The organism is Natronobeatus ordinarius, assembly GCF_024362485.1.
GTDB lineage: Archaea > Halobacteriota > Halobacteria > Halobacteriales > Natrialbaceae > Natronobeatus > Natronobeatus ordinarius.
The window spans coordinates 94,196-113,266 of record NZ_CP101456.1 but is presented as its reverse complement, the minus strand read 5'-3'; the positions used below and the strand labels follow the sequence as shown (position 1 = coordinate 113,266).

The window sequence follows — 19,071 nt, the reverse complement described above, 5'->3', positions numbered from 1 at the left end:
GAGTCACACACTGCTCGCAGTAGAACGGCCAGTACTGGTCGTTCGATCGTGATCGGGTGTAAACCGTTTCAACGCCCATCTCGATAACAACACTCGCCAAAGAATTATTCGAAAATATTAAAAGATGCTAACTGATTAGTATCACGTGCCAATGATGACAGAGACGATACACTGTCGGACAGTCAGGTGGGGGAACAGCGGTCTGCCACGAACGTCGACGGGGTGGAGGTGGGGCCGATGAGTCAACAGCGTCTAGGACGGCGGGACGTCTTAAAGTTGACCGCCGCTGGTACTGTCGGTGCTCTCGCTTTCTCGAGCACTACCGGGGCGCGAGAGTCCCCTGAAACGCAAGCGAGTGACGCCGGTGAGAAACTGTGGTCGTTCGAGACGGACTTCGGTGTGATGAAGTCGGGACCGACAATCGTCGATGGGACGGTCTACGTCGGAACGCGGGACGGTGTGCTCTACGTGTTCGATGCAACGACGGGCGAGAAGCAGTGGGAGTTCCTGACTGAAGGAATTATCAATCCCTCGCCGACGGTCATCGACGACACCGTTTACATCGCGAGTAACGACAACTCGGTGTACGCACTCCCAGTCGACCCCGAGTGGGAGGACGGAAGCGCCGAGGAGGGCGATTATCTCTGGCGCTTCGAGACCGACGAGCGGGACATTCACTACGAGGACCTCAATCACATCTGGGGCTCGCCGACGGTCCTCGATGGCACCGTTTACGTCGGAAACAACAGCGGTTTCGTCTACGCAATCGACGCCGAGACCGGCGAGCAAGAGTGGCGTTTCGACGAACCGAAAGACTGGATCACCACCTCTCCAACTGTCGTCGACGGAACCGTGTATATCGGTGCAGGGTGGGATGAAACCGACAAACACCTGTATGCAATCGACGCCGAAACCGGTGAAGAGGAGTGGCGGTTCCAGGCCGAAGGCGACATCGCGTCGTCGGCCACAGTCGCGGACGGGACTGTCTACGTCGGAAGTCACCTGACAGAGCAAGTTGACGGCGAGGCAGCGGCGACGTCAGCGTCTCCGAATATCGATCCTGAAACGGGCGACCTAACCGAGGGTGTGACCACCCAGCAGGAGTGGGAGTACTACGGTTGGCTTCACGCTGTCGACGCCGAAGATGGCACCGAAGAGTGGACAGTCGAGGCGGATGGCTGGATCCGTGGCTCCCCGACGGTTGCTGACGGCACCGTGTATGTCGGTAGCAACGATGGACTCCTGCACGCCCTCGAGGCCGAGACGGGAGAGAGCGAATGGACGTTTGCGACCGAGGGTTGGATCGACGAGTCGTCCCCGACGGTCGTCAATGACACGGTATTCGTTGCTGACATCGGTTCCGAGATCGGTGGATCGGTCTATGGAATCGACACAGCAACTGGTGAAAAAGAGTGGCAGTTCGAGACGGAAGCTGCCGGTTTCCGCTCGTCTCCGACAGTAGTCGATGGAGTGTTGTACATCGGTTCCGACGCCGGCCACGGTGGCGAAGACTCGAACATGTACGCGATCGACACCCACGTCGACTGCTCGAGTAATGGCTCCCGCGTTGAACTTGGCACGCACGGTCACCACAACGTCTGGGCGGAATACGCCGCTGAAGATAGCGATGGTGACGTCAGCGACTATGCCGACGACGACGGCAACGTCCAGACCGACGGCCTCCGCGAGGCGATCGACGACTGGCGCGGCGGAGACATCAGTACGGACCTGCTGCGGGACGTGATCGACGTCTGGGAAAGCAGCTAAGAACTGACTGTCTTTTCGGACACGTTTCTGTACGCAGAATCACTGCCGCGCGTCGACGCCGGGGTGCGATCGGCGGTACCTGACTCGTAACCGGATTCGATCAGCTAATCGGCTCCCCACTTCGCCAGGCGTCGATCACGTCTCGGAGAAGCTCGGTCTCGGTATCTCCCTCACGCCAGTCGTCGATCGCTCCACGAAGCCCCTCGGTTTCGACGACTCCGTTCTCGGTAGCGTACTCCTCGAGCGGCGACTGTGCAACGAGTTCGAGCGTAATCTGGCCGTTTGCGTGATCGGCGACGAGATACTCGTCCAGGAATTCACAGTCGTCGTCGTCGACGTCGTCCCGTTCGACTTCGGTTCCCTCGACGACGTTTGCAGTACCGTCGGCCAGATAGAAGACGAACGGTCCATCGCGCCAGTGGCCGTCCGCGTCGAACGTCACGTATCCCTGCTCTCCGTCGTAGGTGACCTCCCAGATCACGTGCGTGTCGTCGACCGTCGGCGCATCGGCTTTGGTTTCAGCGGCCGACAGTGGCGTCCGGTCGTCGAACTTGGCGTGACTACACGCGTGAGCGTGGCCAACCGACCCCTCTGCGAGTAACTCGAGGCTCTGTCCTTTCGTCTCCGACGCCTCATCGTCGTCATCCGACGTTGCCGACACAGCTGTCGGATAGCCACCCATGATAGCCACTGCCAGTGCTCCAGTTCCGGCCTTGAACACCTTTCGTCGTGTGAGTTTCATCTCTGGTCTATTACTACTCGGGTGCTAGTTAGTTAAGGTTGTTATTGAGTGGTGCGCGGATAATAATACGCGGCCAAAGCCGACAGTGAGCAAGCCGAACGAAGCCCGTTGGTCAAGTCCCGAGAATTCTCCGATACTGCACGCCCGTACTGTCTCTGCGGGAGATCCTACGACTCGTGAGCTGGTTCCGCTACGTCGCCAAAGCGTGTCCCGAGAAGGATGACGAATACGAGAACCGCTCCAAATGCGGTTACTACACTAAACCCAGCTATAGAGTCATCCGACTCTTCGTCTTCTTCTGCTTCGTGCTCCTGTCCTGCTTCGTGTTCTGTTCCGTGCGCTTGCTCTGACTCGTGTTCCTGTCCTGCTTCGTGTTCTGTTCCGTGCGCTTGCTCTGACTCGTGTTCCTGTCCTGCTTCGTGTTCTGTTCCGTGCGCTTGCTCTGACTCGTGTTCCTGTCCTGCTTCGTGTTCTGTTCCGTGCGCTTGCTCTGACTCGTGTTCCTGTCCTGCTTCGTGTTCTGTTCCGTGCGCTTGCTCTGACTCGTGTTCCTGTCCTGCTTCGTGTTCTGTTCCGTGCGCTTGCTCTGACTCGTGTTCCTGTCCTGCTTCGTGCGCTTCTGTTTTATTCTCTGATTCCGTCCCATTCTGTTTCTCGACCGTTATTGTTGCCGATTCGTTGTCATCGGGTGAGCTAACTGTGTGCTGATACTGTCCTGCTACAGCTGGAACAACACTGCCAAATTCAACTGTGACCGTCTCGTTTCGCCTGACATCCGTAGTACTCTCGTTCTGTTTTTCACCATCGAACGTGTGTGTGACCGTTACCGTTCCGTTGGCCTCACCTGTATTCGTAATCGTTGCTGTTACGTTGTGGAGCGTTCCTGGTGTTACGTTCTCAGAGACAGTAAGCTCGGTTACTTCGAAGAACGGCTCAGAGTGTGTCGACACGTTGATCGTTGTAGTGTTCGTGTCCACGTTTCCTCGTTCGTTTTCGACAGTCAGCTCGATCTCTTTCTTCCCGGGCTTCTCGAAAGTCGTGTTGGTCTGCTTTCCGGTCAACACCTCACCGTTAACGGTCCACTCATAGGCAACGATGGCTGTGTCGCCGCCAGTGGATCCACTGGCCGTTATCGTCACATTTTCGCCGGTGACTGGTTCTGACGGTACTGTATCGATAACGGCCTCCAGCTCTTCTCCGTCGGACCGGTCTCTCGGAGCGTCTTGGGAGGGTGCAGAGTCGACGTTCTCTCCATCAGTAAGCTCGAGGACGATCGTTCCATCGTCAGGTGTTTCGACTTTGATATACTCCTCGAGCGTGTCACAGTATTCGTCGGCAACATCTCCGCTCTCGAGGACGTCGGCCTCGGTGGGTTCGACCGATCCATCGGCCATATAGAAGACGAACGGCCCATCGTACCAGTGGTCGGTAGCGTCGAACGTGACGTAGCCCGCAGTTCCTTCGTATGTTACACTCCAGATAACGTGATCGTCACTTTCGACGGGTGCGGACTCTGGCGAATTGCCTGCTTCGAGGGGCGTTCGGTCGTCGTAATCGCCATGAAGACAAGCGTGATCGTGGTCTACGCTTTGCTCGGCAAGTAGTTCGAGGACGTATTCATCCGAGTCAGGATCGGGATCGGGATCCGGCTCAGGCCTCGGTTCGGGGTCAGGTGCAGTCGAATCGTCTTCGAACGTGTCTGACGGGAACGTGAGTGGCTGTTCACTCGTTCCTGGGCTCAGGTTGATCGGACTCTCGAGCGCTTCTGGGCCTGCTGGCTCTCCGACGTGGAACGATACCTCGTCGCCTGCAGCGCTGTCGAGACTCAGTTTCTCGTCGAACGCGTCAGGGCCTCCGTACTCACCTGCGGTATCGACGGTGACCTGTCCCCGAACGTCGCCATCGACGACAGCGACGATCGTTGTACCGACAGCTGCAGGGTTGCCATCTTCGTCAACGGCCTCACCGTAGAAACTCGCGGGTTTTCCTGGTGGCTCCTCTTGCCCGACTGCAATCGCCACGCTACCGGCTGTGACGATGGAAATCATCACGAGAGCAATAACGAGTGTGCTGTAGTTTTTCATTGGAATTGTGTCATGAGTGGGTTTTAGCTCTGCTTATTCGTCCGTTTCGTGGAGAATCGCCGAACGCTCAGCTGGGTCGTAGCTTGGGCTGACTACCCCACGTTCGGTTCGTTCGGGATCGTCGACGAACATCCAGTAAGTGTCGAACGTATCAACTGTCGATGATGTATCCAACTGCGTCCGCTGCTGGGTGTCGACGACCGTGACACCGTTGGCAGCCGGCTCAACGTTCACCAGATCTGTGTCGAGGGTTCGGATACCGTCGTCCGCATCGACTGCGAAGTTAGAACTCGCAAGATGCCAGCCGTTGGATAGGTGGACGTCACCAGGCGCTGGGACGCTACTCGTCTCGAACTCGTATCCGATTCTGCCATCGTGTTCCCCACTGATGTAGAATCCGCGGTGGAGATCATCCGGATCATCGATGAGTTCACCGTCGTCGTACTGTGCTCCGAGACTGACGTACGTCCCGTTTTCAGTGTCCCATCGTTCGATCGTGTCTATCGATTCGGTGTGCAGGATTGCCGGCTGTGGCAGCGACTTCGATGCAGATTCGGTTTCGAGAGTGTACGCTTCGTGGACGAGTTCGACAGTGGCTTCGGTTTCGGTTTCGACTCCCGCTATCACGACAGTCGCCGGCCCGGGTTCGACGTCGTCGTTGATCGCTTCGGTGTCGATCGTCGCTCCGGAGATTTCACCGTCCTCGATCGACACGCCGTGGGTTTCCGCGAGCACCGTCCCGTTGCGAACCAGTTGAACGGTTGCCTCGTCGTCATCGATCGTGGTTCCATCCGCGTCGGTCAGCCCGTCGGCTGCGACCGGCAGCGGCTCGTCGTCGGCAACGATACCAGCGAAGTCGTTCTCTACAGTAGTACCGTTCGCTGTGACGTCTCTGCTGACTTGGAGGTGGATCTTTCCATCTTCGGGCGTTTCGACTTTGATGTATTCCTCGATAGTGTCGGTCTCATATACGGTACCCGTGTTGGTTTCAATCTCCTCGACTTCACCGCGTTCGAGAACCTCTGCGTTGACAGGTTCTACTGAACCATCAGCGGTATAGAAGACGAACGGACCGTCCCAGAAGGTCTCATCCGAGAGAGCATCGAACGTGACGTAACCCGCACTGCCGTCGTACGTCACGTTCCAGTAGACGTGATCGTCCTCTAGTACTGGCCCGTCACCGGGTGCAGCACCAGCGTCGATCGGTGTCCGCGGATCGATTTCACCGTGGAAGGCAGCATGATCGTGATCAACGTTCGTCTCTGCAAGGAGTTTTACTCCCTGTGGCGCGTCAATATCGATGGTGGTGACTGGAGTCTCATACTCAGTGCCATCTGCATCGCGAATCTGGAAGGCAACCTCGGCCGTAGCGTTCCCTTCACCATCTAGTACAACGCTGTCTCCGCGTTCATCAATGCTCAGCAGTTTTTCAGCGGTATCGTCGACGGGCTCGACTCCGAGTTCGTAGGCAGAGTCGGGACCGAGCTCGATTTCGTTTCCGTGTTCATCTTCAGCCGCGGCGCTGAGGGTAACAGCGATGAAGTTACCGTACCGCTTCTCGCCCGGTTCGAAGACGATGCCAGGCAGTTCGCCATCCCACCCGTCATCATCGACCGAGGCGACTACCTTACCGTCCTGGTGAAGTTCAAAGACGCCGACCTCGTCGAATTCGGTCCCGTCTCCGTGGTCGTGGTGTTCGACCTCGACTTCTATCGAGGGCGTCTCGTAGTCGACGTGGTCGTCGTGAACGAGCTGGAAGACAACCTCAGTGTGTCCTTTCTCTTTACCCTCAATGTGCACGTGATCGCCATACTCGTCGAAGGCGACGACACCTTCCGCAGCTTCGTCGGCGAGTTCGACGCCGAGCGAGTATTCGTCACCGCTCAGGTCGATTTCCTCGCCGTCGGCGGTCTCGATGTTCGCACCGAGCGAAACGTGCTCTCCCGCATCGACGTGTGGTAGTTCGCCGTGCCAGTGGTCACCGTGAACGTACGCAGCCACTTCGTCCGTGCTGCGGTCAACTACCTCGAACTCCTCGATCTCGTCACCGACAGCCGCGTCGACGGTCGTGCTGTCGGTGTCGAGTTCGTTCTCCTGACTGTCGCTTTCGTACAGCGTTGCGGTAACGTCCTCTCCGTCGTTGAGGTCGAGCCCAGCGCCGCTAACGTCGACGATGAGCGTCTCGCCCTCGCCGACTGAGTCGTAGGTTTCCTCGTTACCCTGGCCGTCCTCAACGAGCACGACCCCGTCAGTGAGCTCCGTGTAGTTCGACGTCGTTACGTCGAAGCTCTCGTCGTCAGCGTTGATGTCGTCTTGCACGCCGACCGCACCGTCAGCGTCGTCGTCAGCGTGTTCGTCGCTCGTGAGCTGTAAGTTGAACACACCGTCCTCGGGTGTTTCTACCTCGACGTAGCTGTCGAGGCCGCACTCAGGCACGTCTCCGGTTTCCAGAACCTCGCCGTCGGCGGGCTCTAGGTCACCGTCAGCGTAGTAGAAGACCCACGAGTCGAGGCCAGGGTACACCTCGTGCTCAGTGTTATCGAATTGAACGACTCCCTCGCCCCCGTCAGTGGTGACGTTCCAGATAACGTGATCGTCCGTTACAACAGGTGCATCCTCGGGCGAATCACCCGCGTCAAGCGGTGTCCTGTCGTCGTGTTCATCATGTGTGCATGCGTGGTCGTTATCGACGTTTGTTTCGATAAGCAGCTCAACGCCGTCAGCTTCTTCGGGCGCGATATCCCCGCTCGCCCCAGTTCCCGTGACGAGTGCCACACTGCCAACTACCAGTGCAACGAGCAGGATCGCCCCACATTTGCGTGTCCGTCGGCCTACCTGTTGGTTATCGAGACTCCTCACAGTAACAGAATATTTCCATTTGTTTAAAGATATTATGGTGCGGGCCGATTTTAATATTGATTCGAGGTAATGATCGATCGAGAAGGATGGCTGTCAACGACACACGCAGGCGAACAGCCAACGCTATAGTAAAAATTAGAAATAATTGCTCACTTTTGGTATAGGGATCTGGTCAAGAGCTGTATCAATCGCCGTTGTAAGATCGTCGAGTGACTCAAAGAAACGGTTGCTGAGAGCGGCTTGGAGTTGTCTCCAGCACTCCTCGACAGGATTGAGCTCTGGCGAGTACGCCGGTAACGTGACGAAGTCGAGGTCGTCACGGGCCGCCAGGTCCGTGACGGCCGACGCCTGGAAATACGACGCTCCATCCAGCACGATGAGCAAATCATCTTCAAATTCTTCGCATAATGCAAGAATGAAATGTTTGGCGTGTTCGGCGGTTACGTACTCTTCGAATCGAGCGAAAAAGCGATCACCGTCTTCGGTGATCGCGCCCAACAGGCACGTCCAGTCGCGTTGGCCGGATAATTCGACGGCCGGCCGCGTGCCGCGAGGAAACCACGCGGCACGCGGCTCGACTTGCACGGATTTCTTGGTCTGATCGATACAGACTACTGTGGCGTCCATCTCCCGCCGCTTTTTTTGAACTCTTCGCGGAAGGTTTCTTGCTCGTCAGCATCAGATTCGGCGGCTGTACGGCGTGGTTTTTGATAGCTCAATCCCGCTTCTTTGAGTAACCGCCGGCAGCTCGGGATTGAGTACTCGACATCGTAGGTTTCCTCAAGATATTGCTGGACGAGCGCCGGCGTCCACGCCGGCGCGTCGATCCCGACTTCCTTGGGAGGTTCGTGAACGGTTTGTTCGAATTCTTCCTGCTGTGTTTCTGAGAGCTTCCGGTTTCTTCCGGAGCGGTGAGCATCAGAAACGGCTTGCTCAAACGGTTCGTCCGTATCGAGTCGCATGAGCCAGCTGTAGATCGTTCTTCGACCGGTGTCGTGCCACTCTGCAAGTTCGGTCTGCGTAACGCCGTTTTTGTACGCGATCGCCGCTAGTAACCGCTGTGTCGGCTTGTTCTCCTCAACCCTGTCGAGAGCGTCTTGGAGTTCTTCGACGGAGATCTCGTCGAGATGGTCCATTGACTACAGTAACAATATCTGGGCGGAAAATTCTAACGGTTACTATAGCAAGAGTCACTCGTTCTCGATACTGGTCGTGAAGGGAGGTCCGGGATCGGTGCCTCTTCTGACTCGCCGACTCTCGTGAACAGTTACTCCGCGGCGGTCAACTCGAGGACGATCTGGCCGTCCTCGGGTTCGACCTGGAGATATTCGTCCAGCTCACTACAGTCCTCGTCTGGAACAGTATCCTGTACGACTTCGGTTCCGTCGACAGGGGACGCTGACCCACCGGCTGTATAGAAGACGAACGCGCCGCCATAGGCGTGCTTGTCTGCATCGAAACGCACGTATCCGATATCGTCTTCGTACGTCACCTCCCAGATGATATGCGTGTTGCTCACCGTTGGAGCGTCGTCAACCGAGTCACCTGCCTCGAGAGGGGTGCGCTCGTCATACTCGGCGTGAAAGCACGCATGGTCGTGATCGACGTTCGCTTCTGCAAGTAGCTCTAACGAACGCTTTGCGGATTCCGCTCCAGCTTCATCCTCCTCTTCGTCGTCCTCTTCGTTGCTGCTCTCTGGTTCTGGCTCTGTCTCTGGTTTCTCGTCAGCGTCAGTTTTCTCTTCTGACTCTGTGGTCGGTTCTGACTGTGAATCGTCGTTGCTCTCCTCTTCTGAACTAGCAGACGTACACCCAGCGACAGTTACTATCGACAGGATGGTACCACTCGTTTTGAGTGCCTTCCGGCGTGATAGTTCCATGCCTATCACTTCGACTACTTGTTTAAAATTGTGGGGTGTCGAGTCGTGGGACGATCGGGCGGCCTCGAGTGACCAGCACCGGCCAAACCGTGAGGGCTTTGGCCGCGGAGTCGTAACCGTCGACCGTGAACTCGAGCGACGACGGCGGCTACGTCCACGACCCTGGCCGGTTCGACGAGGATGGGACGGACCAGGTGGCGGACGACGACGCGGACGACGACTGGCTCCGCGATCCCGTCCATCCCGAGGCGGCCGACCGGGAGTTCGACTGGCGTGGCTGGGCGCTCGTCGGCGTCATCGTCTTCGCATTCGTCGTCTGTCCGATCGCAATTTTGCTCTATCCGCCCGAGGCGGCCGGCTACCGCTTCGCGCTGATCATCCTGCCGCTGGCCCCGGCGCTGGCACTCGCCGTCACTGCAGTGTGGGCGACGACGCGACCGTAGCCCCCTCTCGCGAAACGTGAACTGGCGGGGGCCGATTTCGACGGCTACGCAGCACGTAGCGTCAGCTCGAGAACGAACGATCGCAGGATCGCGGGCCGCCGGGGGGAGGGCGGCCCGCATCGACAAACGGGAGAACGCCTCGTTGCCGCTGGTGTGGCAATAGTGGGGGGAAGGGGTGCTATGGTGGGTTGCTGGAAGTCACGGGTCGACGAGGCGTTAGGGGGGTGCCTCCGCAGGTGTGTAACCCGTCGACCTCCACTTCTTCATAGCGGTCGATGCTACTTGAACGGGGATGACGGTATACCGTTTTTACGCCGAATTCCCCCGCAATTTAGGCCAGTTCAATCGGCCGGATTCGCCACGGAGACCGTTCACAGCGCCGATGTTCGAACGTAATTCTCTCGAGACAGACCATCGCGTCCAATACGAGATTACCGTTCTACAGGTGTAACGGCCTCACGTCACAGTCCCTTCGTGACGACCATCTCGGATACGAACTACTGCAAGACGGTGCCATCGAACCCGCCTCCGGCGAGGGCGCCGGTCTCTCGGTACAGCGAACCGACTCAGTCGACCAGCTCGTCGGCGACCACGTCGACGCCGATAAGCCGCGGATCGACGGCCAGGTCGAGTTGCCCCTTCACGAACTCCGGGACCGAGTCGCGGGCGTAGACGACCGTCCGGAGCTCGTCGGTCAGGTCGCGAACGATCGGAATCGTCGTCGCCTGGGAGACGTCGGTCAGTACGTAGAGGTCGGCGTCGACGATCCCCGCTTCCTCGAGGTCGGGTCGCGTGAGCAGCCCCTCGAGTCGTTCGACGTCGGCGCCCGCGTCCTCGAGCGCGTCGGCGATACCCTCCTCGTCCGGTCCGGCGACGATCACCTGCATCGTCACTCGTACTCGATGGTCGCGGGCGGTTTGTGCGTGACGTCGTAGACGACGCGGGCGACGGTCTCGTTCTCGCCCGTGATCCGGGACTGGATGCGCTGGAGGGTCTCCCAGTCGAGTTCCTGGGCGCGGGCGGTCATCCCGTCGCGGGAGTCGACCGAGCGGACGGCGACGACCCAGCCGTGGACTCGGTTGTCGCCCTTGACGCCCGTCGCCTTGCCGATGACGGCGGCGAGCGCCTGCCAGGGCTCGTACGCCTCGAGTTCGTCCTCGACGACGTGACACGCCTCGCGAGCGACCTCGAGTTTCTCCTCGGTGACCTCGCCGATGACGCGGACGGCGAGTCCGGGACCAGGGAACGGCATCCGCTCGGCGACGATCTCCTCGAGCCCAAGGTGGCGCGCCACTTCGCGGACCTCGTCCTTGTAGAGGTCACGGACGGGTTCGACGATGCCGTCGAAGTCGACGACCTCGGGCAGGCCGCCGACGTTGTGGTGGGACTTGATGCCGCCTTCACTCTCGATGCGGTCGGGGTAGATCGTCCCCTGGACGAGGTAGTCGGCGTCGGTGTCCGTGGCCTCGCGTTCGAACTCGCGGATGAACTGCTCGCCGATCACCTTCCGCTTCTCCTCGGGATCGGTGACGCCCTCGAGGGCACCGAGGAATCGCTCTTTGGCGTCGACGATGCGCAGACTCTCCATGTAGGAGAACGTCTCCTCGATCTGGGCCGTCTCGCCTTTGCGCATCAGGCCGGTGTCGACGTAGACCGGGGTGAGCTGGTCGCCGATGGCCTCGTAGGCCAGGGCGGCGGCGACAGAGGAGTCGACCCCGCCCGAGAGCGCGATGACGGCGTTAGCGTCGCCGATTTCGTCTTCGATCTCTGCCACTGCGTCGGGTACAAACGTCTCCGTGTTTACCATCAGTGAGTCACCTCGTGTTCGTTCGCGTCGGCGTCACGCGCCTCGAGCGCCGCTTCGACCAGCCCGAGAAACGGCGGGCTCGGGTGGCCCGGTCGGGAGCTGTACTCGGGGTGGAACTGCGTCCCGAGGAAGTACGGGTGATCCTCGAGTTCGAGGATCTCCATTCGGTTGCCGGCGGTGCCCGAGAAGACGAGCGCCTCGTCTTCGAACTGCTCGAAGTACTCGGGGTTGACCTCGTAGCGGTGGCGGTGGCGCTCGTTGCACGACGTGTCGCCGTACAGCTCGTAGGCCAGCGTTTCGGGTTCGATCACCGTCGTGTGCCCGCCCAGGCGCATCGTCCCGCCCAGATCCTCGACCTCGTACTGCTCGGGTAAGATGTCGATGACCGGGTGGGGCGTCTCGGCGTCCATCTCCGCGGAGTGGGCGCCCTCGAGGCCCAGCACGTTGCGGGCGTACTCGACGACGGCCATCTGGAAGCCCAGACAGAGGCCGAGGAAGGGGACGTCGTGCTCGCGGGCGTACTGCACCGCGTCGATCTTGCCCTCCGTCCCACGCATGCCGAAGCCGCCGGGGACGATCACCGCGTCCGACTCGCGAAGCCGTTCTCTGTGGTGGTCGGCCATCTCGTCAGCGTCGACCCAGTGGACGTTCACGTCGACGCCGAGTTCGAAGCCGGCGTGCTTGAGTGACTCGTGAATCGACATGTAGGCGTCCTCTAAATCGTACTTTCCGACGAGTGCGACGTCGACCTCGCCTTCTTTATCGGTGGTGACGACCTCACGCCACTCGTTGGCACGCTCGCCTGCCGGCAGCGCCTCCTCGGCGAGCCCGAAGTGCTCTAAGACGTACTGATCGAGACCCTCGTCTTCGACCATCAGCGGCACGTGGTAGACATCATCGACGTCGGGATTCGAGAAGACGGCGTCAGTCGGGATGTCACAGAACAGCGCGATCTTCTCTTTGGTCGCGGGCTCGAGTTCGGTCTCACAGCGGCCGACGATCACGTCGGGCTGGAGGCCGATCGATCGCACTTCCTTCACGCTGTGCTGGGTCGGTTTGGTCTTCTGCTCGCCGTTTTTCGAGTACGGGACGAGCGTGACGTGGACGAACAGCACGTTCTCCTCGGGTTCTTCGTGGGCGAACTGGCGCAGCGCCTCGAGGTAGGGCATCCCCTCGATGTCGCCCACCGTGCCGCCGACCTCGACGATACAGACGTCGCTTCCCTCGGCGGCTTCCCGAACCCGGCGCTTGATGTCGTCGGTGATGTGGGGGATGATCTGGACGGTCTTCCCGAGGTAGTCACCGGCACGCTCTTTCTCGATGACGTGCTGGTAGGTCTTCCCCGTCGTGATGTTGTGGTCTGAGGTCATCTCGATCCCGAGGAACCGCTCGTAGTTCCCCAGGTCGAGGTCGACCTCGCCGCCATCCTCTAGGACGTACACCTCCCCGTGCTGGAAGGGGTTCATCGTCCCCGCGTCGACGTTGAGGTAGGGGTCGATCTTTACGGCCGTCACGTCGAACCCGGCGTTTTTCAGGAGCCGGCCGGTACTCGCGGCCGTGATCCCTTTTCCGAGTCCCGACATGACGCCCCCGGTGACGAAGATGAATTTGTTCCCGAGGGATGGGTCATAATGGGTGTCCGCTTCCGTCGGCATACCGAGTGTCCGCGGGTGCAGTTGAAAACGATTTCGGGAGTGATCGGCATCGGCTGGCGGTGACTAACACGCCGAAAACTCGGCCGCCGTCAGTCGTTCCAGATACGCTTCGCTCACGTATCGGTACTCGATCTGGTCCGGAAAGCCGTACTCCGGAACCAACGTTTCTGCGGCCCGTCCAGCGGGCTTGTCTGTCGTTAGCAGGACGACCCGTTCAGCGTCGCCGTCGTCCAGAAGCTGCGCTGTGAGGCCAACGAGTGCCGTATCGGCCTTTTCGATCCGATCCTCCGGACGGCCGGTCTCGTTCGCGATGAAGCGCCTGGCCGCATCCATGATCCCGGAGACGAGCGGATTCGCGTACTCGAGTTCGTCGGCCACGACGATCCAGCCGTCGTCGATCCCCGCTTGCCACGGACTCTCACTTGAGGGGTAGGGTTCGTCAGAACCGCCCAGCTCGAGGTACACTCGCCGAGGGACGAGGAGTGAGGCGCCTGCCCCCCGAACCGCGCTTCGGAGCCGTCGATACTTCTCGCCGCCGGGTCCACCGCACCGGACGAACACACCCGTGTCCGCGACGTACGCCCACGTCATTCGTCGTCTCGATGCTGAAGGACGACCGGTTCGAGCGCCTGGAGGACGACTTCCGCCTCGAGCGGGGAGAGGTCCAGTTCGCGGGCCATGATCCGGTGGTTAACTGTCCCGTCCACGTACTCGTGGGCGTACTCGAGTGCGGTCGCGAGACCGTCGACTCCGTGGCGCTCGAGGTAGCGGTCGACGTCGGCGTCGGTCTCGCGTCGACCGACCGCGTCGACGAGTTCGGCCGTGATCGTTCGGGTTTCCCCGTCCGTTGTGAGCGTGAGCGAGATCGGCTCAGCCGTGAATTCGTACGGCCGTTCGTTTCGGGTCTTTCTCACCAGTCCGGCCTCCTCGAGGTCGCCGACGTAGTCGTACGCCGTTCCCTGCGGAACGTCGAGTTCGGTGACGAGGTCGCTCACGGTGGCCCCATCTGAGCGAAGCAGGCGGACGTAGATCCGGGCGAGCATCGGGTTCTCGAGGAGCGCGACGAGCGTCCGGAGGCGCTCGATCGGGGGCGTCCCGAGGGGTGTCTCGGATCGGGACATCGTATTCTGAGTTATACACAACTCGTAATAACGGTTCCGTCGTCGAACCGTTGAACTCATCCCCGCCCGTACTCGTCGTCGATCGATCTATGGCAGACCTTCGCGTCACCGTCGACGGAATCGACCTCGAGGCGAGCTGGAGCCACGACGCCCCCGAGACCCGCGCGGCGCTCGAGGAAGCGCTTCCCCTCGGCGGAGACGCCACGCGCTGGGGCGACGAACTGTACTTCTCGGTGCCGGTGGACGTCGAGTCAGAGAACGCCAGCGCCGAGGTTCCCGAGGGAGCCATCGCCTACTGGCCGGCTGGGAACGCACTCTGTCTGTTCTGGGGGCCGACGCCCGCCAGTCGAGGCGACGAGCCGCGAGCGGCCTCGCCCGTGAACGTGGTCGCCCGACTCGAGGACGTCGCGCCGCTGGCCGGCCTCGAGGGCGGCGCGCGGGTGAGCCTCGAGCGGCCGTGACTGCGGTGTCAGTCGCCAACAGACACGCGTAAGTGCAGGCGCTCCTAACGGCGCCTCATGGCCGAAGCGACCGATCTCGAGGAACTCCGACGCGGGACTGACCTCGTCAAGCGCGGCTTTGCCCGGATGCAGAAAGGCGGCGTCATCATGGACGTCGTCGACCCCGAACAGGCGCGAATCGCCGAGGACGCGGGTGCCGTCGCGGTGATGGCGCTCGAGGCCGTCCCCGCCGACATCAGAAAGCGTGGCGGCGTCGCCCGGATGGCCGATCCGGCGGACGTCGAGGCGATCATCGACGAAGTGTCGATCCCCGTGATGGGCAAAGCCCGCATCGGGCACACCAAGGAAGCGCAGATCCTGGAGGCGATCGGCGTCGACATGATCGACGAGTCCGAGGTGCTCACGCCCGCCGACGACGCCTACCACATCGACAAGCGCGACTTCACCGCACCGTTCGTCTGTGGCGCGCGCAACCTCGGCGAGGCCCTGCGCCGAATCGACGAGGGCGCGGCGATGATCCGCACGAAGGGCGAGGCCGGGACGGGCGACGTCAACCAGGCCGTCCACCACCAGCGGACGATCAAAGGCGAGATCCGCAAACTCGAGGGGATGAAATACGAAGAGCGCGAGGCCTATGCCCGGAAGATCGAGGCGTCCGCCGAACTGGTCCACGAGACGGCCGAAATGGGTCGCCTTCCCGTCGTCAACTTCGCCGCCGGCGGCATCGCCACGCCCGCCGACGCCGCGCTCATGATGCACCACGAGTGTGACGGCATCTTCGTCGGCAGCGGCATCTTCGGCGCCGAAAACCCCGTCGTGATGGGTGAGGCAATCGTCGAGGCGACGAACAACTGGGACGACCCCGAAGCGCTCGCGGAGATCTCGAAGAACCTCGGCAAGGGGATGAAAGGCGACGCGAACGTCGACCTGCCCGAAGAGGAGAAGCTCCAGGGCCGCGGCGTCTAGACGCCTGTCAGCCGTCCAATTCGAGAATTTACCTCCATTCTCTGTCACCGTCTCTTTCCCTTTCCAGCTCCGTTTTTCGTTCTCCACTTCCGTATTCTGAGCGGCGACGTTCTCTCATGGTAATAGTTATCTCGGTGCACAAAGAACGACCGAGCATGACGGAACCCGAACACGTTCTCGTCCCGGTCGACGACTCGGAGCCAGCCCGCGACGCACTCGAGTTCGCCGTGACGAACTTCGCCGACGCGACGCTCACGCTGTTGCACGTGATCAACCCGATCCGGACGCTCGACGCCGGCAATCCGAACCTCTGGGACGAGAGCCACGTCGATTCCGAACGCGAGCGAGCGGAGGGGCTGCTCGAGGCGGTCGCCGCGGACGTTCCCGACGACGTCGACGTCACGACCGTCGCCGAGTTCGGCGACCCAGCCGAGACGGTCGTCGAGTACGCCTCGCGAAACGGCGTCGATCACGTCGTCATCGGGAGCCACGGCCGATCGGGCGTCAAGCGGCTGGTGCTCGGAAGCGTCGCCGAGGCGGTCTCCCGGCAGTCACCGATCCCGGTGTCGATCGTTCGCTAGGTGGCTCAGCCACCAGCCGGATCGAGCGCTCCGAGCCAAACGAGCGCCAGGTACAGCAGATAGGTCACGAGCGTGCCGATCCCCGCCGAGAGGACGCTCGAGGGGGCGATCAGCGCGCCGAGCCCGGCAAGCGCCACCGCGAGCGCGAGCGACGCGAGTTGCACCGGCCGACGATCCCAGTACTCGCGAACGGCCGCGGGGTCTCGGGCGGCGAGGAGCTCGAAGGCGATCGTCCCGGCGCCGCCGAGGGCCAGGAAGGGAGCCGAGAGGGTGGCATCGACGGCGAGAAACGCGACGACGAACGCTCCGAGGGCGAGTAGCGTGAGGGCGGCGTCGGTTCGGCGCCCCATCGGTCAGCCGCGGTGCAGCGTCGCCCCGTCTCCGACTGCGGTCTGGTAGGCTCGACTCTCGACGCCGACGTCGTCGAAAGCGTCGACCATCGCGCCGGCGACGGCCCGGCGATCGGGTCGGTGACAGACCGCGAGCACCGTCGGTCCCGCGCCGCTGACGGTGACGCCGGTGGCGCCGACCTCGAGTGCGGCCTCGCGGACTGCGTCGTAGCCGTCGATGAGGGCGGCGCGCTCGGGCGTGACGATCCCGTCGCTCATACCGCGGCCGACGAGGTCGGGATCGTTGCGAGCCATCCCGATGGTGAGCGTCGCGGCGTGGCCGACGGTTTCGACGACGGCCGACATCGGGGCCGACTCGGGGACGACCTGTCGGGCGTCGCGCGTCGAGACGGTGATCTCGGGGAGGCAGGCGACGAGGGAGACGGCGGTGTCGACCTGGGTGACGCCGTCGTCGGTGACGATCGTGAAACCGCCCAGCAGGGCGGGAGCGACGTTGTCAGCGTGGGCCTCTCCCGACACCAGGGCTTCGCCCTCGGCGGCGACGGGGACGAGTTCTTCTCTGGTGAGTCCGCGATCGTACAGTTCGTTGAGCGCGACGGCGGCTGCGGCCGCGCTCGCGGCCGACGAACCGAGGCCCGAGGACGGCCTGACGCCCTTATCGATCCGGATGTGCGCGGGTGCGTCGAGTGCGTCGGCGACCGCCCCGACCGTGTTCTGTTCGGGGTCTTCGGGGATGTACTGACTCCCGACGCCGGTGACCGTGATCGTGGTCTCCGCCGCGCGTTCGACCCGAACCACGTCGGCAGGCGTCTCGAGCGCGACGCCGAAGACGTCGAAGCCACTACCGAGGTTCGCGCTCGTCGCCGGGGCCCGCACAGTGAGCATGTCGTGTCATTTCCACACCGAACGCAAAAAGGTAGCGAACCGGCCGGTGTGTCGACCCTGCCGTCCGTCTTCGACTGCGGCCGTCGTCGGCTCGTACGGGTTGCAGTACCGCGACCGTGGGGCGGTTGCACCGGAACTGACGGACGGCGGTCCGTCTCAGTCGTCTGAATTCGCCCCGGCCGGCCCACCCATCGTCAACCCGAGTCGGTCGACCCCGACGAGCAGCCCTACAGAGAGGAGGGCCCCGGCGAGAGCGAAGCCCGCGACCAGGTAGAAAAACGACGACACCGACGCTCCGAGGGCGAAGCCGCCGATGGCGATGCTGGCCGAGCCGAGGCCGAACTCCCCGAGGTAGGTGTAGCCGTAGGAGAGCCCCCGGCCGTCAGGCGGCGTGTAGACGGCGACGGCCTCCTGGTAGAACGGCTGGATCGCAAAGAGGAAGAAGCCGAAGACGCCACAGAGGAGGACGATCGGTCCGATTCCCATGTTCACGACGGGGACGAACGCCAGCGCGAGCAACGCGAAGACCCCGAACAGGACGGTCAGCCCGCGGGCGGGCGAGATTCGGTTCGTCAGCTTCCCGCCGGCGTACTGACCGGCCATCCCGACGACCAGCAGGCCGACGTAGACGTAGAAGCCGGGATCGATGTCGTAGGCCTCGAGTGCGGGGAACACCTCGATGTCCCCGATCGCGGGCGTCCCGTGGAGGATCTCCGGGAGGTAGGTGAGCATCCCGCGGTAGTACAGCCCCTCGAAGGTGACGATCACGAACACGAGCGCGAACGCGCTGGCAAAGAGCGCCCGTGAACTCGAGACGAGGTCGGAAAGCGACGCGGCCTCGGGGCCGACGTCGACGTCGTCGTCGACGGCAGCGGTGGAATCGAACCGCGCCCGCAGGCCGTAGGCGGCCGCCAGCAGCCCCGGGATCGCCAGCAGGGCAGCCACGACCGGCCACTCGAGGAAGATGAGCAGCGTCGCGGCGACGAACGGTCCGAGCGCGATGCCGACGTTGCCGGCGATGCCGTGCCAGGCAAACACCGTCCCCCGGTCCTCGACGCCGGTGCTGATCAGCGCCAGCCCAGCCGGGTGGTAGACGCTGGCGGCGACGCCCCACAGGATCAGGCCGGCGGCGATGGCGTAGATTCGCGTCGCCGGATCGAGGACGATCGCGACCGCGAGCACGAGAAACGAGAGGCTCATCCCGACCAGACAGACCAGGACGAGCCGCTTGGGTCCGTACCGATCGGCGAGGATTCCCCCGGGAAGTGCGCCGATTCCGAACGGGGCGTAGCCGAGCGCGACGACGATCCCCAGCAGCGCGACGGAGACCTCGAGTTCGGCGAGCCACACCACGAGGAAGATGGGAATCGACGTCTCGAACCAGTGGACGAGGGCGTGGCCGGTCATCGTGAAGCCAGCGATCGATCGGTCGTTCTGAGACAGGGTCATGACGGACTCGAGGTTCGTACCT

At 61.8% G+C, this 19,071-nt stretch carries 18 protein-coding genes; 5 read left to right on the top strand and 13 right to left on the bottom strand.

Features of this window, described 5'->3' with window-relative positions:
* Window positions 1-237 precede the first annotated feature (237 nt).
* On the top strand, window positions 238-1,767 hold the full coding sequence (locus tag NMQ09_RS00595) for an outer membrane protein assembly factor BamB family protein (RefSeq protein WP_255192526.1): 1,530 nt from the start codon (window positions 238-240) through the stop codon (window positions 1,765-1,767).
* A 100-nt stretch (window positions 1,768-1,867) separates the two neighbouring features.
* On the opposite strand, the gene NMQ09_RS00590 is transcribed toward NMQ09_RS00595, so the two are convergent.
* The 5 genes from NMQ09_RS00590 to NMQ09_RS00570 form a co-directional block, all read right to left on the bottom strand.
* On the bottom strand, window positions 1,868-2,509 hold the full coding sequence (locus NMQ09_RS00590) for a hypothetical protein (RefSeq protein WP_255192525.1): 642 nt from the start codon (window positions 2,507-2,509) through the stop codon (window positions 1,868-1,870).
* Between the two features lie 167 nt (window positions 2,510-2,676).
* On the bottom strand, window positions 2,677-4,593 hold the full coding sequence (locus NMQ09_RS00585; RefSeq protein WP_255192524.1) for a PKD domain-containing protein: 1,917 nt from the start codon (window positions 4,591-4,593) through the stop codon (window positions 2,677-2,679).
* Window positions 4,594-4,626: 33 nt separating this feature from the next.
* A complete protein-coding gene (locus tag NMQ09_RS00580) occupies window positions 4,627-7,368 on the bottom strand; it encodes a hypothetical protein (RefSeq protein ID WP_255192523.1) in 2,742 nt (913 codons plus the stop codon).
* A gap of 219 nt (window positions 7,369-7,587) precedes the next feature.
* Window positions 7,588-8,588 (bottom strand): IS630-like element ISNma5 family transposase gene (locus NMQ09_RS00575; protein WP_255192522.1). Its coding sequence is split into 2 segments (ribosomal slippage): window positions 7,588-8,096 and window positions 8,096-8,588, totalling 1,002 coding nucleotides; the frame shifts between segments, so codons are not numbered across the junction.
* Window positions 8,589-8,719: 131 nt separating this feature from the next.
* Complete coding sequence (locus NMQ09_RS00570; protein WP_255192521.1) at window positions 8,720-9,331, bottom strand: hypothetical protein; 612 nt, start codon at window positions 9,329-9,331, stop codon at window positions 8,720-8,722.
* A 125-nt stretch (window positions 9,332-9,456) separates the two neighbouring features.
* Between NMQ09_RS00570 and NMQ09_RS00565 the strand changes: the two genes are divergently transcribed.
* The gene (locus NMQ09_RS00565; RefSeq protein ID WP_255192520.1) at window positions 9,457-9,774 is read left to right on the top strand and encodes a DUF7977 family protein; all 318 of its coding nucleotides are present in this window, start codon (window positions 9,457-9,459) and stop codon (window positions 9,772-9,774) included.
* Between the two features lie 566 nt (window positions 9,775-10,340).
* Here NMQ09_RS00565 and NMQ09_RS00560 read toward each other — a convergent pair.
* From NMQ09_RS00560 to NMQ09_RS00540, 5 genes are all read right to left on the bottom strand, one after another.
* Entirely contained in the window at window positions 10,341-10,661 is a 321-nt protein-coding gene (locus tag NMQ09_RS00560) for a DUF7126 family protein (protein ID WP_255192519.1), read from the bottom strand.
* 2 nt (window positions 10,662-10,663) lie between these two features.
* Window positions 10,664-11,581: a glutamine-hydrolyzing GMP synthase gene (gene guaA / locus NMQ09_RS00555; protein ID WP_255192518.1), complete on the bottom strand. Its 918-nt coding sequence runs from the start codon at window positions 11,579-11,581 to the stop codon at window positions 10,664-10,666.
* Entirely contained in the window at window positions 11,581-13,236 is a 1,656-nt protein-coding gene (gene pyrG / locus NMQ09_RS00550) for a CTP synthase (protein WP_255192517.1), read from the bottom strand. The genes guaA and pyrG overlap by 1 nt, the downstream gene beginning before the upstream one ends.
* A gap of 63 nt (window positions 13,237-13,299) precedes the next feature.
* Window positions 13,300-13,827: a PIN domain-containing protein gene (locus tag NMQ09_RS00545; protein ID WP_255192516.1), complete on the bottom strand. Its 528-nt coding sequence runs from the start codon at window positions 13,825-13,827 to the stop codon at window positions 13,300-13,302.
* Window positions 13,824-14,357, bottom strand: a complete 534-nt coding sequence (locus tag NMQ09_RS00540) for a DUF7437 domain-containing protein (protein ID WP_255192515.1) — start codon at window positions 14,355-14,357, stop codon at window positions 13,824-13,826. Before NMQ09_RS00540 ends, NMQ09_RS00545 begins: the two co-directional genes overlap by 4 nt.
* A gap of 89 nt (window positions 14,358-14,446) precedes the next feature.
* Between NMQ09_RS00540 and NMQ09_RS00535 the strand changes: the two genes are divergently transcribed.
* From NMQ09_RS00535 to NMQ09_RS00525, 3 genes are all read left to right on the top strand, one after another.
* On the top strand, window positions 14,447-14,818 hold the full coding sequence (locus NMQ09_RS00535) for a cyclophilin-like family protein (protein WP_255192514.1): 372 nt from the start codon (window positions 14,447-14,449) through the stop codon (window positions 14,816-14,818).
* 57 nt (window positions 14,819-14,875) lie between these two features.
* Complete coding sequence (pdxS, locus tag NMQ09_RS00530; RefSeq protein ID WP_255192513.1) at window positions 14,876-15,784, top strand: pyridoxal 5'-phosphate synthase lyase subunit PdxS; 909 nt, start codon at window positions 14,876-14,878, stop codon at window positions 15,782-15,784.
* A 155-nt stretch (window positions 15,785-15,939) separates the two neighbouring features.
* The gene (locus NMQ09_RS00525) at window positions 15,940-16,365 is read left to right on the top strand and encodes a universal stress protein (RefSeq protein ID WP_255192512.1); all 426 of its coding nucleotides are present in this window, start codon (window positions 15,940-15,942) and stop codon (window positions 16,363-16,365) included.
* A 5-nt stretch (window positions 16,366-16,370) separates the two neighbouring features.
* Here NMQ09_RS00525 and NMQ09_RS00520 read toward each other — a convergent pair whose 3' ends face one another.
* From NMQ09_RS00520 to NMQ09_RS00510, 3 genes are all read right to left on the bottom strand, one after another.
* Entirely contained in the window at window positions 16,371-16,715 is a 345-nt protein-coding gene (locus NMQ09_RS00520) for a hypothetical protein (protein WP_255192511.1), read from the bottom strand.
* Window positions 16,716-16,718: 3 nt separating this feature from the next.
* The gene (locus NMQ09_RS00515) at window positions 16,719-17,600 is read right to left on the bottom strand and encodes a homoserine kinase (RefSeq protein ID WP_255192510.1); all 882 of its coding nucleotides are present in this window, start codon (window positions 17,598-17,600) and stop codon (window positions 16,719-16,721) included.
* Window positions 17,601-17,756: 156 nt separating this feature from the next.
* On the bottom strand, window positions 17,757-19,049 hold the full coding sequence (locus NMQ09_RS00510; protein WP_255192509.1) for an MFS transporter: 1,293 nt from the start codon (window positions 19,047-19,049) through the stop codon (window positions 17,757-17,759).
* Window positions 19,050-19,071: the final 22 nt, after the last annotated feature.

What these genes read in the sequence shown, in the direction of transcription:
- guaA (WP_255192518.1), bottom strand. Translation starts at nt 11,581, where the DNA reads ATGGTAAACACGGAGACGTTTGTACCCGACGCAGTGGCAGAGATCGAA.
- NMQ09_RS00535 (WP_255192514.1), top strand. Translation starts at nt 14,447, where the DNA reads ATGGCAGACCTTCGCGTCACCGTCGACGGAATCGACCTCGAGGCGAGC.
- pdxS (WP_255192513.1), top strand. Translation starts at nt 14,876, where the DNA reads ATGGCCGAAGCGACCGATCTCGAGGAACTCCGACGCGGGACTGACCTC.
- NMQ09_RS00515 (WP_255192510.1), bottom strand. Translation starts at nt 17,600, where the DNA reads ATGCTCACTGTGCGGGCCCCGGCGACGAGCGCGAACCTCGGTAGTGGC.
- NMQ09_RS00520 (WP_255192511.1), bottom strand. Translation starts at nt 16,715, where the DNA reads ATGGGGCGCCGAACCGACGCCGCCCTCACGCTACTCGCCCTCGGAGCG.
- NMQ09_RS00590 (WP_255192525.1), bottom strand. Translation starts at nt 2,509, where the DNA reads ATGAAACTCACACGACGAAAGGTGTTCAAGGCCGGAACTGGAGCACTG.
- NMQ09_RS00545 (WP_255192516.1), bottom strand. Translation starts at nt 13,827, where the DNA reads ATGACGTGGGCGTACGTCGCGGACACGGGTGTGTTCGTCCGGTGCGGT.
- NMQ09_RS00585 (WP_255192524.1), bottom strand. Translation starts at nt 4,593, where the DNA reads ATGAAAAACTACAGCACACTCGTTATTGCTCTCGTGATGATTTCCATC.
- NMQ09_RS00540 (WP_255192515.1), bottom strand. Translation starts at nt 14,357, where the DNA reads ATGTCCCGATCCGAGACACCCCTCGGGACGCCCCCGATCGAGCGCCTC.
- NMQ09_RS00510 (WP_255192509.1), bottom strand. Translation starts at nt 19,049, where the DNA reads ATGACCCTGTCTCAGAACGACCGATCGATCGCTGGCTTCACGATGACC.
- NMQ09_RS00560 (WP_255192519.1), bottom strand. Translation starts at nt 10,661, where the DNA reads ATGCAGGTGATCGTCGCCGGACCGGACGAGGAGGGTATCGCCGACGCG.
- NMQ09_RS00595 (WP_255192526.1), top strand. Translation starts at nt 238, where the DNA reads ATGAGTCAACAGCGTCTAGGACGGCGGGACGTCTTAAAGTTGACCGCC.
- NMQ09_RS00570 (WP_255192521.1), bottom strand. Translation starts at nt 9,331, where the DNA reads ATGGAACTATCACGCCGGAAGGCACTCAAAACGAGTGGTACCATCCTG.
- pyrG (WP_255192517.1), bottom strand. Translation starts at nt 13,236, where the DNA reads ATGCCGACGGAAGCGGACACCCATTATGACCCATCCCTCGGGAACAAA.
- NMQ09_RS00525 (WP_255192512.1), top strand. Translation starts at nt 15,940, where the DNA reads ATGACGGAACCCGAACACGTTCTCGTCCCGGTCGACGACTCGGAGCCA.